Annotated in this window: 13 protein-coding genes; 11 read left to right on the forward strand and 2 right to left on the reverse strand. The window is 61.6% G+C overall.

All coding sequences use genetic code 11. From position 1 onward, the window contains the following. Positions 1-103 precede the first annotated feature (103 nt). The 11 genes from BM216_RS11890 (at position 104) to BM216_RS11940 (ending at position 10,449) form a co-directional block, all read left to right on the forward strand. Positions 104-2,422, forward strand: a complete 2,319-nt coding sequence (locus BM216_RS11890; RefSeq protein ID WP_092999321.1) for a putative bifunctional diguanylate cyclase/phosphodiesterase — start codon at positions 104-106, stop codon at positions 2,420-2,422. 148 nt (positions 2,423-2,570) lie between these two features. Continuing rightward, a complete protein-coding gene (locus tag BM216_RS11895) occupies positions 2,571-3,329 on the forward strand; it encodes an N-acyl amino acid synthase FeeM domain-containing protein (RefSeq protein WP_092999414.1) in 759 nt (252 codons plus the stop codon). Positions 3,330-3,503: 174 nt separating this feature from the next. Beyond that, positions 3,504-3,728: an aa3-type cytochrome c oxidase subunit IV gene (locus BM216_RS11900; protein WP_092999415.1), complete on the forward strand. Its 225-nt coding sequence runs from the start codon at positions 3,504-3,506 to the stop codon at positions 3,726-3,728. A gap of 78 nt (positions 3,729-3,806) precedes the next feature. Then, on the forward strand, positions 3,807-5,099 hold the full coding sequence (locus BM216_RS11905; RefSeq protein WP_092999323.1) for a Re/Si-specific NAD(P)(+) transhydrogenase subunit alpha: 1,293 nt from the start codon (positions 3,807-3,809) through the stop codon (positions 5,097-5,099). Beyond that, positions 5,089-5,487 carry a proton-translocating transhydrogenase family protein gene (locus tag BM216_RS11910; protein ID WP_092999325.1) on the forward strand — a complete coding sequence of 133 codons (399 nt, stop codon included), beginning with the start codon at positions 5,089-5,091 and terminating at the stop codon, positions 5,485-5,487. The genes BM216_RS11905 and BM216_RS11910 overlap by 11 nt, the downstream gene beginning before the upstream one ends. 3 nt (positions 5,488-5,490) lie before the next feature. Then, positions 5,491-6,891 carry an NAD(P)(+) transhydrogenase (Re/Si-specific) subunit beta gene (locus BM216_RS11915; protein WP_092999327.1) on the forward strand — a complete coding sequence of 467 codons (1,401 nt, stop codon included), beginning with the start codon at positions 5,491-5,493 and terminating at the stop codon, positions 6,889-6,891. A gap of 89 nt (positions 6,892-6,980) precedes the next feature. Then, positions 6,981-7,247 carry a ribbon-helix-helix domain-containing protein gene (locus BM216_RS11920; RefSeq protein WP_092999329.1) on the forward strand — a complete coding sequence of 89 codons (267 nt, stop codon included), beginning with the start codon at positions 6,981-6,983 and terminating at the stop codon, positions 7,245-7,247. Beyond that, positions 7,240-7,533 carry a type II toxin-antitoxin system RelE/ParE family toxin gene (locus BM216_RS11925; RefSeq protein ID WP_092999331.1) on the forward strand — a complete coding sequence of 98 codons (294 nt, stop codon included), beginning with the start codon at positions 7,240-7,242 and terminating at the stop codon, positions 7,531-7,533. Before BM216_RS11920 ends, BM216_RS11925 begins: the two co-directional genes overlap by 8 nt. A 49-nt stretch (positions 7,534-7,582) precedes the next feature. Then, positions 7,583-8,548 carry an acetylxylan esterase gene (locus tag BM216_RS11930; protein WP_092999333.1) on the forward strand — a complete coding sequence of 322 codons (966 nt, stop codon included), beginning with the start codon at positions 7,583-7,585 and terminating at the stop codon, positions 8,546-8,548. Further along, positions 8,545-9,270 carry an esterase family protein gene (locus BM216_RS11935; RefSeq protein ID WP_092999335.1) on the forward strand — a complete coding sequence of 242 codons (726 nt, stop codon included), beginning with the start codon at positions 8,545-8,547 and terminating at the stop codon, positions 9,268-9,270. The genes BM216_RS11930 and BM216_RS11935 overlap by 4 nt, the downstream gene beginning before the upstream one ends. A gap of 156 nt (positions 9,271-9,426) precedes the next feature. Then, entirely contained in the window at positions 9,427-10,449 is a 1,023-nt protein-coding gene (locus tag BM216_RS11940; RefSeq protein ID WP_092999337.1) for an LLM class flavin-dependent oxidoreductase, read from the forward strand. A 6-nt stretch (positions 10,450-10,455) separates the two neighbouring features. Here BM216_RS11940 and BM216_RS11945 read toward each other — a convergent pair whose 3' ends face one another. Continuing rightward, positions 10,456-11,523 (reverse strand): NAD(P)/FAD-dependent oxidoreductase, encoded by a 1,068-nt coding sequence (locus BM216_RS11945; RefSeq protein ID WP_348272001.1) that lies wholly within the window; start codon positions 11,521-11,523, stop codon positions 10,456-10,458. A 113-nt stretch (positions 11,524-11,636) separates the two neighbouring features. Then, positions 11,637-11,946, reverse strand: a 310-nt coding sequence (locus BM216_RS11950; RefSeq protein WP_143102768.1) for an IS3 family transposase, incomplete at its 5' end; no start/stop codon positions are given.

Raw genomic sequence — 11,946 nt, forward strand, 5'->3', positions numbered from 1 at the left:
GTGAGGATAAGGCACCCCCATGATCGAAGGGGTTAAGTCGGGAACAATCAATTCTTAAAGGGTTTTCTGCACTGTCGCCGGAAAGCAAAGGGATTGGGACCTCATGAAGGAACCTAACGCGAATTCGCTGCCGACAGATGTCTATCTGTCGTTCGTCAATTCGCTTTTTGGAAATCGCGGGACGTTGGTGACCGGCGTGGTGGTCCACGTCGCGTGGTGCCTCATCGTCTTCAACAGCACCGGTTCCCTTTTCTATGTCGGTCTCCTGCTCGCCTTCGTCGCCAATTTCGTCTACCGCATCATCGGCTTCCAGCACTACGACCGGGCAGACAAGCAGGCCCTGACCCGCGAGCAGATCGCCAATATCGAGCGCGCCTATGTCATCGGTGCGGCAATGACCGCAACGCTGCTCGGTATCGGCAGCGGCTATGCGCTGCTGGTGCTGGAAGACAGCACCGTCGGCATTACCTGCATCGCCATGACGCTTGGCTCGATGATGTCGATCGTCGGCCGCAACTATGGCTCCAGCTATGCGGTAGACACGCAGATCCTCGGATGCTGTGTGCCGATCATCACAGCCTGCATCATGACGGGCGAATGGCATCTGGGGCTGATGTCGCTGCTGCTCGTTCCATTCGGTCTCACCACCCGCTCGATGGCGCGGGGCGTGCGTGAGTTTCTCTACGAAAACGTCATCGCCTCGCGGGAAATGGCGGCAATCGCCCGCCGTTTCGATACCGCGCTCAAGACCATCGCCCATGGTCTCGTCATGCTCGACAGCAATGGGCATATCCAGGTGATCAACCGACAGGCGAGGGATCTTCTCGGCATCGACAGCGAAGTCGACGTTCGGGACCGCGAACTGGTCGAACTCCTGGCGCGGGATGCCGGCAACGTGCCGGCCGGTGCGCTGCGCGAGGTTGAGCGGCTGGTGCAGGGCAAGCTCACCCGTACCTCGCTGCAGTTCAATGGCGGGCGGCATCTCGAATTTTCGGCCAGCCAGCGTTCCGACGGCGGCGTCGTGCTGATCTTCGAAGATATCAGCGCGCGTGTGGCGGCCGAGCAGAAGATCCTGCACATGGTCCGCTTCGATTCGCTGACCGGCCTGCCGAGCCGCGCCTATTTCGGCGAGCTGGCAGCGGCCCTTCTGGAGGGAAGGGGAGATCCGCTGGCCTGCCTGCTGGTACTCGACATCGAAGGCTTCAAGCACGTCAACGACATGCGCGGCCACGTCACGGGCGACAGGCTGCTCAGCGCGATTGCGGGTCGCGTCCGTTCGCTGACCGACGACAGCTGTGTCGCCGGCCGCCTGATCGGCGACGAATTCGTGCTGTTCCTCACCGGCCATGACCGCAACGCGCTGGAACGGCGCGTCGTCAAGCTCCACGCCAAGCTGCAGGGTGGTTACGGCGTGGGTGAGCTTCGACTGCCGGTTTCGGTCAATGGCGGATGCGTGATCGCGGCGGCGAGCGAATTCAGCATGGAGAACTGGCAGATCAGGGCCGATCTGGCGCTCAACGATGCCAAGGCCAAGGGCAACGGCGTGTTGACGACGTTCCGGCCCGAGATGGACGCGCGTTATGTGGAGGAGCAGAAGCTCCGCACCGACCTGCGCCAGGCGATCGAGGATCGCAGCCTCTTTCTCGTCTACCAGCCCATGTATCGTCCGGACGGTTCCGAGATCGTCTGCTTCGAGGCCCTGGTCCGCTGGAAGCATCCCGAGAAGGGCATGGTTGGCCCGAACATCTTCATTCCCATGGCGGAGGAGATGGGGCTGGTCACGCAGATCACCCGCTTCGTCATCGAAAGGGCGTGCCAGGAATGTGCCTCATGGCATTGCCCGGTTCCCGTCTCGGTCAACCTCTCGGTCCACGACCTGCAGAATGCGGACATCGTCGGCTTCGTGGCCGAGGAGCTTTCGCGTCACAACCTGGAGCCTTCGAGGCTGCATCTCGAGGTGACCGAGAGCTGCTTCATGAATGATCCGGGCGCCGTCAGCGCCATTCTGAAGCTGTTCCGCCAGAAGGGTGTGACGATCGCAATCGATGATTTCGGCACCGGCTTCTCCAGCCTGAGCTATCTCAATTCGCTGCCGCTTGATATCGTCAAGATCGATCGCGCCTTCGTGCGCGACATCGGCAGCGACCAGCGCCGCCTCAAGCTCTTGCGCGGCATCGTCCATCTGTCCAGAGAACTCGAGCTCAAGATCGTTATCGAGGGCGTAGAGACGCCCGAACAGCTCGAACTGATCATCGAGCACGATATCGCCGATCTCGTGCAGGGCTATATCTTCTCCCCGCCCGTCCCCGCGGATGCGATTGCCGACCTCGGCGCGAAGGACGTGTTTTCCCCGAAAGGCTCCGGGGCTTCCCGCCGCCGGGCAAAAAATCCGGGCACCCGCGCCCTTAGTGCCACCGGCTGATACTTAGCTGTGCCAGTATTGAGCAGAGGAGCTGTCGCAGATGGGGGAATTAACCATATCTCTTTGAAGTTCTTTAAACATAATTTTTAAGATTGCGGTCTCCCCGCAGGTGACGGTTAATCATGGCTTAACAACCATGGATTTCCTCATGTCTATTGATCAATCGATTTCAGACGTGCCTTTCTCTGAGCGGCTGCTGGCAACGCTCGATCATATCGAATACAGGCGGATCCAAAGTCAGGAGGATTTCGAAGACATCGCGAGACTGCGCTACAAGGCCTACAAGGCACGAGACGTCTTGCCTGTGGCGGCGAAAAACTTGATCGACGAAGTCGACTTCGACCCCCAAGCCTATGTCTTCGGCGTCTATTACTACGAGCAGCTGGTCAGTACGCTGCGGATCCACCACGTTACGCCCGACCATCGGGTCTGCCAGTCGAGCGGTATCTTCCCCGATGCGATCAACGGCTTTCTCGATGCCGGCCTGACGCTGATCGACCCCGCCCGCTTCGCCGTCGATCCGGCACTGACGGCCGAGGCGTCTACACTTCCCTATCTGACGGTCAGGCCGACGATCATGGCGGCGATCCACTTCAACGCCGACCGCATGCTGCAGCACATCCGGCCCCAGCACGCCGCCTTCTACCGGCGGTTTTTCTATGCCCAGACGGTCGTGCCGCCGACCATGACCAAGACCTACGGTTTCGAGTTGACGCTTCTGGCGTCGCCGACCCTAGAACTCAGGGCCCGGCTGATGAAGCGTTTCCCGGTCTTCCAGTCGGAGGCCTATGAGCGGCGCATGATGTTTGCGGATGCCTCCGGGCCGGGCTTGCCGGCGCTGACGATCCTGCCTTCCGCACGGATCGCGGGGCGGCCGGGCTCTGCCGAAATGGCATTCCTGCAATAGGCGCGCTTTATCAGCGCCTATTGCAACCGTCGGAATGCGAGACAAAGTGCCGCGATTGCGCTTTGCCGGCCTTTGTGCGACTCATGACGACGGCTGTGCCGAAACCGGACCAGCCTGGAGATGGGTGCCGTCTTCGCAATGAAGGCGGTGGTCGATGGTCAATGGGAGGGATTGATGGACGATCATCACAGCGGACCGGCGGAAGTCGGCGCGGCTATGGATTATTCCGAGCACGAAAAGACCTATGAGCTTTTTCTGGCCGGGGCGAAGTGGGGCACGATGTCGATTATCGTGCTGATGATCGCCATGGCTGCCGGATTTTACGGGGGCGCCGGGCTTGTCGGAAGCCTGATCGTGTTCATCGTTCTCAATATTGCAGGTGTCTTTCTGTTGCGCTGAGCCGACCATGTCGGCTCGCAACGGACGGGACTCTACCTTCTTTTGACTCGGCCTTGTGACTACAGGGGAAGCTAGTCTTTGCAGAAAACCATATTTGTTTCACACGAGGGCTCTTCCGAGCCCCGTGTCTCCGCGTCGCCTGAGAGCGTCAAGCGGCTCGCTGGCCTCGGGTTCTCGATTATCGTCGAGACCGGGGCAGGGCTTTCGTCCGGCATTCCGGATGGTGACTTCGAGGCCGTAGGCGCAAAGATCGGCAAGGCCGGCGATGCCGCCGAGGCGGACATCGTGCTGAGGGTCAACCGACCTGGCGCGACTGAGCTCAAGGCCTACAAGCCGGGCACGGTGGTGTTCGCTGTCATGGACCCCTATGGCAACGAAGCGGCCCTTGCGGCGATGGCCAAGGCCGGGATCAGCGCATTCTCGATGGAATTGATGCCGCGTATCACGCGCGCCCAGTCTATGGACGTCCTGTCCAGCCAGGCGAACCTTGCCGGCTACCGCGCCGTCATCGATGCATCCTATGAATATGGCCGCGCGCTGCCGATGATGATGACTGCCGCAGGCACCGTTCCTGCCGCAAAGGTCTTCGTCATGGGGGCCGGTGTCGCCGGCCTGCAGGCGATCGCCACGGCGCGCCGCCTCGGTGCGGTGTTGACCGCCACCGACGTTCGCCCCGCCGCCAAGGAACAGGTCGCCTCGCTCGGCGCAAAGTTCGTCGCCGTCGAGGACGAGGAATTCAAGGCTGCCGAAACGGCTGCCGGCTATGCCAAGCCGATGTCGGCCGAGTATCAGGCGAAGCAGGCAGCACTCGTGGCTGACCATATCGCCAAGCAGGACATCGTCATCACCACAGCTCTGATCCCCGGCCGTCCGGCGCCGAAGCTCGTGTCGCGCGCCATGCTGGCGTCGATGAAGCCCGGCTCGGTGGCAGTCGATCTCGCCGTCGAGCGCGGCGGCAATATCGAAGGTTCGGAGAAGGGCAATATCGCGACAGTCGAAGGCGTCAGCGTCATCGGCTATGCCAATGTCGCCGGCCGCATCGCTGCCTCGGCTTCGGCTCTCTACGCCCGCAACCTCTTCGCCTTCATCGAGACGATGGTCGACAAGACCACGAAGGAGTTTTCGCTCAATCTCGAGGACGAACTGGTCAAGGCGACGCTGCTCACCCATGGCGGCTCTGTTATCCATCCGACATTTGCCGAAGCGGCTGCCGCTGCGGTTGTGACGGCCGAACCGGCCGTTGCTGCCGTGAAGGCCAAGCCGGTCGCCGCCGCTGCCGGAAGCGTCGCCAAGCCGATACCGAAGACCCGCAAGAAGCCTGCCGCGAGCAGCTCCGCCGAGCCGAAGAAGGAGAGCTCCGATGGCCAGTGAAACCATGCAGAAGGCGCTTGATCAGCTGGATCAGGCTGTTGGCGCCGTGATCGCTGCCGCAGAGCAGGCGCCCGAGGCCGCGAGTGTCGCAACCGGCGGAGCGATCGATCCTTTCGTCTTCCGGCTCGCGATCTTCGTCCTGTCGATCTTCGTCGGCTATTACGTCGTCTGGTCGGTGACGCCGGCGCTGCATACGCCGCTGATGGCCGTCACCAATGCCATTTCGTCGGTCATCGTCGTCGGTGCGCTGCTCGCTGTCGGCATTTCCGCCAGCGGCTTTGCGACCGGCTTCGGCTTCGTCGCTCTCGTGCTGGTGTCCGTGAATATCTTTGGTGGCTTCCTCGTCACCAGCCGCATGCTTGCGATGTACAAGAAGAAAGACCGCTAAGTGATGTCCCAGAACCTTGCAGCCTTTCTTTACCTCGTCTCCGGCGTGCTGTTCATCATGGCGCTTCGTGGGCTTTCGCATCCGACGACGTCCCGCAAGGGCAATATCTACGGCATGGTGGGCATGGGTACTGCCATCGTCACCACGCTTCTGCTCGCAACGCCGACCTTGGGCGGTCTTCTGCTGATCGTGCTGGCGCTCGCCATCGGCGGTGGCACCGGCGCCTATATCGCCCGCACCATTCCGATGACGGCCATGCCGCAGCTTGTCGCCGGCTTCCATTCGCTGGTGGGCCTTGCCGCCGTCATGGTGGCCGCCGCGGCGCTCTATGCTCCGCATTCCTTCGGCATCGGCGAGATCGGCGAGATCCATGGCCAGGCGCTTGTCGAAATGGCAATCGGTGCCGCGATCGGCGCGATCACCTTCACCGGCTCGATCATCGCCTTCCTCAAGCTCGACGGCCGCATGTCCGGCAAGCCGATCATGCTGCCCTACCGGCATGCGATCAATATCGGTCTTCTGATCCTGATCATCGTGTTCGTCGTCGGCCTTGTGCAAACGGAGAGCCATCTCGATTTCTGGCTGATCGTGGCTCTCGCATTTGCCCTCGGTGTGCTGATCATCGTGCCGATCGGCGGCGCCGACATGCCCGTCGTCGTGTCGATGCTGAATTCCTATTCCGGCTGGGCAGCGGCCGGCATCGGCTTCACGCTCGGCAACCTGGCACTGATCATCACCGGTGCTCTCGTCGGCTCGTCCGGCGCGATCCTGTCCTACATCATGTGCAAGGGCATGAACCGGTCCTTCATCTCCGTCATTCTCGGCGGCTTCGGCGGCGATGCGGGCGCTGCGGCCGCAGATGACGGCGTGCAGCGGACGGTGAAGCAGGGTTCGGCCGACGATGCCGCCTTCCTCATGCAGAATGCCCAAAAGGTCATTATCGTGCCAGGCTACGGCATGGCGGTGGCGCAGGCGCAGCACGCGCTTCGCGAAATGGCCGACGTTCTGAAGGAACATGGTGTCGAGGTGAAATACGCGATCCATCCGGTCGCGGGCCGCATGCCGGGCCACATGAACGTGCTGCTGGCGGAAGCCAACGTGCCCTATGACGAGGTGTTCGAACTCGAAGACATCAACGCCGAATTCGCCCAGGCGGATGTGGCCTATGTCATCGGCGCCAACGACGTCACCAACCCGTCGGCACGCGACGACAAGACCTCGCCGATCTACGGCATGCCGATCCTCGACGTGGACAAGGCCAAGACCTGCCTCTTCGTCAAGCGCTCGCTCGGCTCGGGCTATGCCGGCATCGACAACACGCTGTTCTACAAGGACGGCACGATGATGCTGCTCGGCGACGCCAAGAAGATGACGGAAGAGATCGTCAAGGCGATGAAGGCCTGAACCTTTAGAATGCGACTGAGAAAGCCCGGCAATGCCGGGCTTTTTTATAAAATGGGATCATGCGATAGTGCTGTTGTCAGGAGATGACGATGGCAAGCATTACGGTTCCGCTTTCAGACGATGTACAGGACTGGCTCGAGGAGCAAGTTCTCAAAGGCGGCTATGCGAGTGCCGGCGACTATATGGCCGACCTCGTCACGCAGGAGCGGATCGCACAGGGCGAGGAACTGTCGCTCGAAGAGGTCCAGTTGCTGGTCCGAACCTCCAGGGCCAGCGGTATCGGCACCAAGACCATGAACGAGTTGTTCGCCGAAGCGCAACGTGCTGCCGACACGAGAAAGCCCGGGCTTGCCTAGATACCGGCTCACTGCGAGAGCCGAGGCGGACGTCGTCAAAATCATTCGCTACGGAATAGAAACGTTCGGCGTGCCGCAGGCACGGCGTTACAATGACGAGCTGACGCGTTGTTTCGAACTGCTGGCTGAGAACCCGCATATGGGGCGCCCGGCTTCTGAATTCGGTGATGGTGTCAGACGGCACGGTCACGCTCGCCATGTCATCCTGTACGAGATCTCCGAGGAGGGCGTATTGCTGCTCGCCGTGGTTCACATGCGCAGCCTGATCCGTTTCCTCAAGCCATGAACGTAGCCTCTACTAGAAGATCTGGCTTCGCGTTCAGAGTTGTCATTCGATGACCACCCCGATCCCCCATCCGTTCGACTTCGATCCCACCTATGGCATGGATCTCGCCCAGCTCGAGGCCATCGCGCCGCCCGTGGCGCCTGATGGCTTCGAGGCCTTCTGGCAGGATCGCTATCGCCGCGCGCTTGCCGTCGATCCGGCGCCGAAGCTCGACCGTAACCCGCTGCGTCACCCCAGGTGGCAGGTCTTCAATATCGGCTACCGCTCGACGGATGATTTCCCGATCGGTGGCTGGCTGCTTCTGCCGAAGGCGGGCGAGATAAGGCGCGGCCTCGTCGTCGGGCATGGCTATGGCGGACGGGACGCTCCCAGTTTCGACATTCCCGTCGAGGAGACGGCCGTCCTCTTCCTCTGCTTCCGCGGCATGTCGCGCAGCGCGAGACCGCCGATCTCGACGGAAGCCGTCTGGCATGTCCTGCATGATATCGACAAGCCGGAGCGCTATATCATCGGTGGCTGCGTCGAGGACCTGTGGGTTGCCGTCAGCGTGCTGGAACTGCTCTATCCCCGGATCACTGGCCGGATCGGCTATAGCGGCGTCAGCTTCGGCGGCGGGATCGGCGGGCTGGCGATCCCGTGGGACGACCGCATCGACCGGGGACACCTGTCGCTGCCGACATTCGGCCATCAGGAACTGAGGCTGACATTGCCGAGTATCGGCAGCGCAGCATCCGTTCAGTCCTATCAGGCGCAGCATGGGAATGCCCTGCCGACGCTGAGGCTGCATGATTCTGCGGTCGCCGCCCGGCGCATCACGGTGCCGATGCTGATGAGCCTCGCGCTGTTCGATCCAGCGGTCGCGCCGCCCTGCCAGTTCGCGGTCGCCAATGCGCTGCCGCCCGCAAAATATAATGAAAAATTCATCCTGGATGCCGGGCATTTCGGTTATCCTGAACAGGCGTCGCAAGAGGGGGACCTGCGCGACCGGGTCGGACAGTTTTTCAAGGTGCCATGAACCGTGAATATCTGCGCTGGTACAGTCCGCGGCTCCATCGCGAGATGGAACTCCTGATCTTTGGCCATGGCGGCGCGAAAGTGCTGATGTTTCCCACCCGCGACGGACGGTTCTTCGAATACGAGCAGCTCGGGATCGTTGCCAGCCTTTCGGACAAGATCGAGGCCGGTCATCTCCAGCTCTATTGTGTCGAGGGCCTTGCCGGCGAAACTTTCTATGGCCGGCAGGATCCGGCGGCCCGTATCGGGCGACATGCAGATTTCGAGGAGTATATCCTCAACGAGGTTCTGCCCCTGATGGCGGCGAAGAACTCCCATGACTGCACGATCGTCCATGGCTGCAGCCTTGGTGCCTTCCAGGCGGCAAGCCTCGCTTTCCGCCACCCCCATCTGTTCAGCAAGCTGGTCGCCTTTTCAGGCCGGTATGATCTGACGCTGAAGGTCGAAAGCTTCGGCGACCTGTTCGAGAGTTACTATGACGAGCGGGTATATTTCCACACGCCGTCTCACTTCCTGCCCGGCCTCTTCTGCGAGTGGCAACTCGAGCGCTTGCGGCGCATGGATATCGTTCTGGCGATCGGCGGCGAGGATCCGTTTCTCGACAACAACCGTCACCTGAGCGGTGTCCTTGCGACGAAGGGGATCGGCCATCAGGTCCATGTCTGGGACGGACGGGCGCATCGCGCCAGCGCCTGGAGAAAGATGGCGCCGCTTTATATCTGAGGTCGGCAGCGTCACCAATCGGCGCATGTTTTGATAACGCCGGACTTATTTCGTTCACTATTCCCAAACAATCCGTCTTCATCCGTGGACTAACGAACGGTGCGTGGACATGCCATGTAACGGGCAACATTCTTTCCACGTGTCTGGAGTGATCCCATGAAGAAGATCGGTTTTCTCTCTTTCGGCCATTGGACGCCGTCGCCGCAGTCGCAGGCCCGTTCGGCCGGTGACGTGCTGCTGCAGTCGATCGACCTTGCCGTTGCGGCCGAGGAACTCGGCGCCGATGGTGCCTATTTCCGCGTCCACCATTTCGCCCGGCAGCTCGCCTCGCCGTTTCCGCTTCTGGCGGCCGTGGGCGCCAGGACCTCGAAGATCGAGATCGGCACTGGCGTCATCGACATGCGCTACGAGAACCCGCTCTACATGGCGGAGGATGCGGGGGCCGCCGACCTGATTTCGCAGGGGCGCCTGCAGCTCGGCATCAGCCGCGGCTCTCCGGAGCAGGTGATCGATGGGTGGCGCTATTTCGGCTACGAGCCGGGTGAGGGCCAGAGCGATGCCGACATGGGCCGCCGTCACGCGGAAGTCTTTCTCGATGTGCTGAAGGGGCAGGGCTTTGCCAAGCCCAATCCGCGGCCGATGTTCCCCAATCCGCCCGGCATGCTTCGCCTGGAGCCGCATTCCGAAGGCCTGAGGGAGCGCATCTGGTGGGGCGCGGGTTCCAATGCGACGGCCGTGTGGGCGGCGCAGAAGGGCATGAACCTGCAGAGCTCGACCCTGAAGGATGACGAAACCGGCGAGGCCTTCCACGTCCAGCAGGCCAAGCAGATCCGCGCCTATCGCGAGGCCTGGAAGGAAGCCGGCCATGAGCGTGAACCGCGCGTCTCGGTCAGCCGCTCGATCTTCGCGCTCGTTGACGATCGCGACCGGATGTATTTCGGCGGTGGCGGCAAGGAAGACGATTCGATCGGCTTCATCGACGAGAAGACGCGGGCGATCTTCGGCCGCTCCTATGCGGCGGAGCCCGACGTACTGATCGAGCAGTTGCGTGAGGACGAGGCGATTGCCGAGGCCGATACGCTGCTGCTGACCGTGCCGAACCAGCTGGGCGTAGAATACAACGCCCATGTCATCGAGGCGATCCTGAAGCATGTCGCGCCGGCGCTGGGCTGGCGCTAACGGCGACTATTCGAAACGCGACAAGCGATAAGGCGCAAGCAGCGCCTCCTTTTCGCCGTCCAGGATTTCCCGGGCGGCGAAGAGGCCGATTGCGGGCGCCAGCGTGATGCCCGAATGGGTGACGGCCAGGTAAAGACCTTCCACGCCATCCGCCCGGCCGATGATCGGGAAGCCGTCCTCGGGTGTCGGGCGGTAGCCGATCGTATGGAATTCCATTTCCAGGCTTTCGCCGTTTTTCACGAAGGCCTTCACCTTGGCGAAGAGTTCGGCTGCTGCTCCATCGGGATCGGTGCCGGGATCCATGCCGCCGAAATCGGTGCCGGCCACAAGCCGGCCTTCCGCTGTCTGGCGCAGGTGAAGCTCGGGGGCGATGACGAGCCCGTTGATCATCGGGGCCACCGGCCTTGAATGAACCAGAAGGCCGGGCGGGGTCTCGACCGGAACGTCGATGCCGATCGTCGCGGCGAGTGCGGCGGTTGCAGCACCTGCGGCCAGCACAACTTCCTCTACCGGCCATTCCCCGTGATCGGTGGTAATCGATATGATCCGCCCGGCCTCATCCTTGCGCAGGCCGGTCACGCGGACATTGTCATCCAGTTCCATGCCGCGGCGCCTAGCGTCGGCGATCAGCAGGTCGGCGGTCATGCGCGGCTCTGCCACGCCCTCGGCGGGAACATGAAGGGCGAAATCCGGAACGACGGCGAGGGCAGGCTCTCTCGCACTGATCTCCGCCGCCTCGATCCGTTTAATGTCATAGCCCCATGCGGCGTGATTTTCTGCATAGGCGAGCAGATCGCTTTCGGGCATGTCCCAGCAGATACCGCCCTTGAAGGAGAGGGGAAGCTCCGGAACCTCGCCTTTCAGCCGCGACCATTCCGCAATGGCGCGCATGCGCAGCTTGAAATAGTCATGCGGATTGCCCCAGCTGGCATTGATCCAGGCAAAGGAGTTCGGCGTTGCGATGCCGCCGGGTGTCTCGCAGACGAGGCGAACCTTCGCTCCGGCGGCGGTAAGATGCCAGGCGATGGAGGCGCCGATAATACCGCCGCCGATGACAGTAATGCTGCGTGACATGGGCAAGGTGCCTCCGGTGCTCGAAACTAACGCCGTGAAGCGACTGCGATCCGTGACGGCGACTGGAAAAGAAAAGCCCGCCGGATTGAACTGACCCCATTAAGTTGGACAGATTAGGCGCTGGGCAGTTTTGAGGGCTGGGTCCTGTATTGTACAGGGCTCAGCCCTTTGAGTTTCAGTTTGATCCTGTCGTTGTTATAATATCGGATATAGTCGGCAATGCCGTCTTTGAGAGTTTGGACGCTTTCGAATTTGGTCGGGTAGAAGAATTCGGATTTGAGAATGGCAAAGAAGCTTTCCATGGCTGCGTTATCGAGGCAGTTGCCCTTGCGCGACATGCTCTGGACGATGTTGTGCTTTTCGAGCTGCCGCTGATAGCCGACCATCTGGTAGTGCCAGCCCTGGTCGGAATGCAGGATCGGC

The sequence above is a fragment of the Rhizobium sp. NFR07 genome (assembly GCF_900111905.1).
Lineage (GTDB): Bacteria > Pseudomonadota > Alphaproteobacteria > Rhizobiales > Rhizobiaceae > Neorhizobium.

Bases quoted from the DNA above. Each gene is read 5' to 3' on its own strand.
- BM216_RS11920 (WP_092999329.1), top strand. From the start codon at position 6,981: ATGGCAAGCATTACGGTTCCGCTTTCAGACGATGTACAGGACTGGCTC.
- BM216_RS11895 (WP_092999414.1), top strand. From the start codon at position 2,571: ATGTCTATTGATCAATCGATTTCAGACGTGCCTTTCTCTGAGCGGCTG.
- BM216_RS11890 (WP_092999321.1), top strand. From the start codon at position 104: ATGAAGGAACCTAACGCGAATTCGCTGCCGACAGATGTCTATCTGTCG.
- BM216_RS11910 (WP_092999325.1), top strand. From the start codon at position 5,089: ATGGCCAGTGAAACCATGCAGAAGGCGCTTGATCAGCTGGATCAGGCT.
- BM216_RS11935 (WP_092999335.1), top strand. From the start codon at position 8,545: ATGAACCGTGAATATCTGCGCTGGTACAGTCCGCGGCTCCATCGCGAG.
- BM216_RS11940 (WP_092999337.1), top strand. From the start codon at position 9,427: ATGAAGAAGATCGGTTTTCTCTCTTTCGGCCATTGGACGCCGTCGCCG.
- BM216_RS11945 (WP_348272001.1), bottom strand. From the start codon at position 11,523: ATGTCACGCAGCATTACTGTCATCGGCGGCGGTATTATCGGCGCCTCC.
- BM216_RS11930 (WP_092999333.1), top strand. From the start codon at position 7,583: ATGACCACCCCGATCCCCCATCCGTTCGACTTCGATCCCACCTATGGC.
- BM216_RS11915 (WP_092999327.1), top strand. From the start codon at position 5,491: ATGTCCCAGAACCTTGCAGCCTTTCTTTACCTCGTCTCCGGCGTGCTG.
- BM216_RS11900 (WP_092999415.1), top strand. From the start codon at position 3,504: ATGGACGATCATCACAGCGGACCGGCGGAAGTCGGCGCGGCTATGGAT.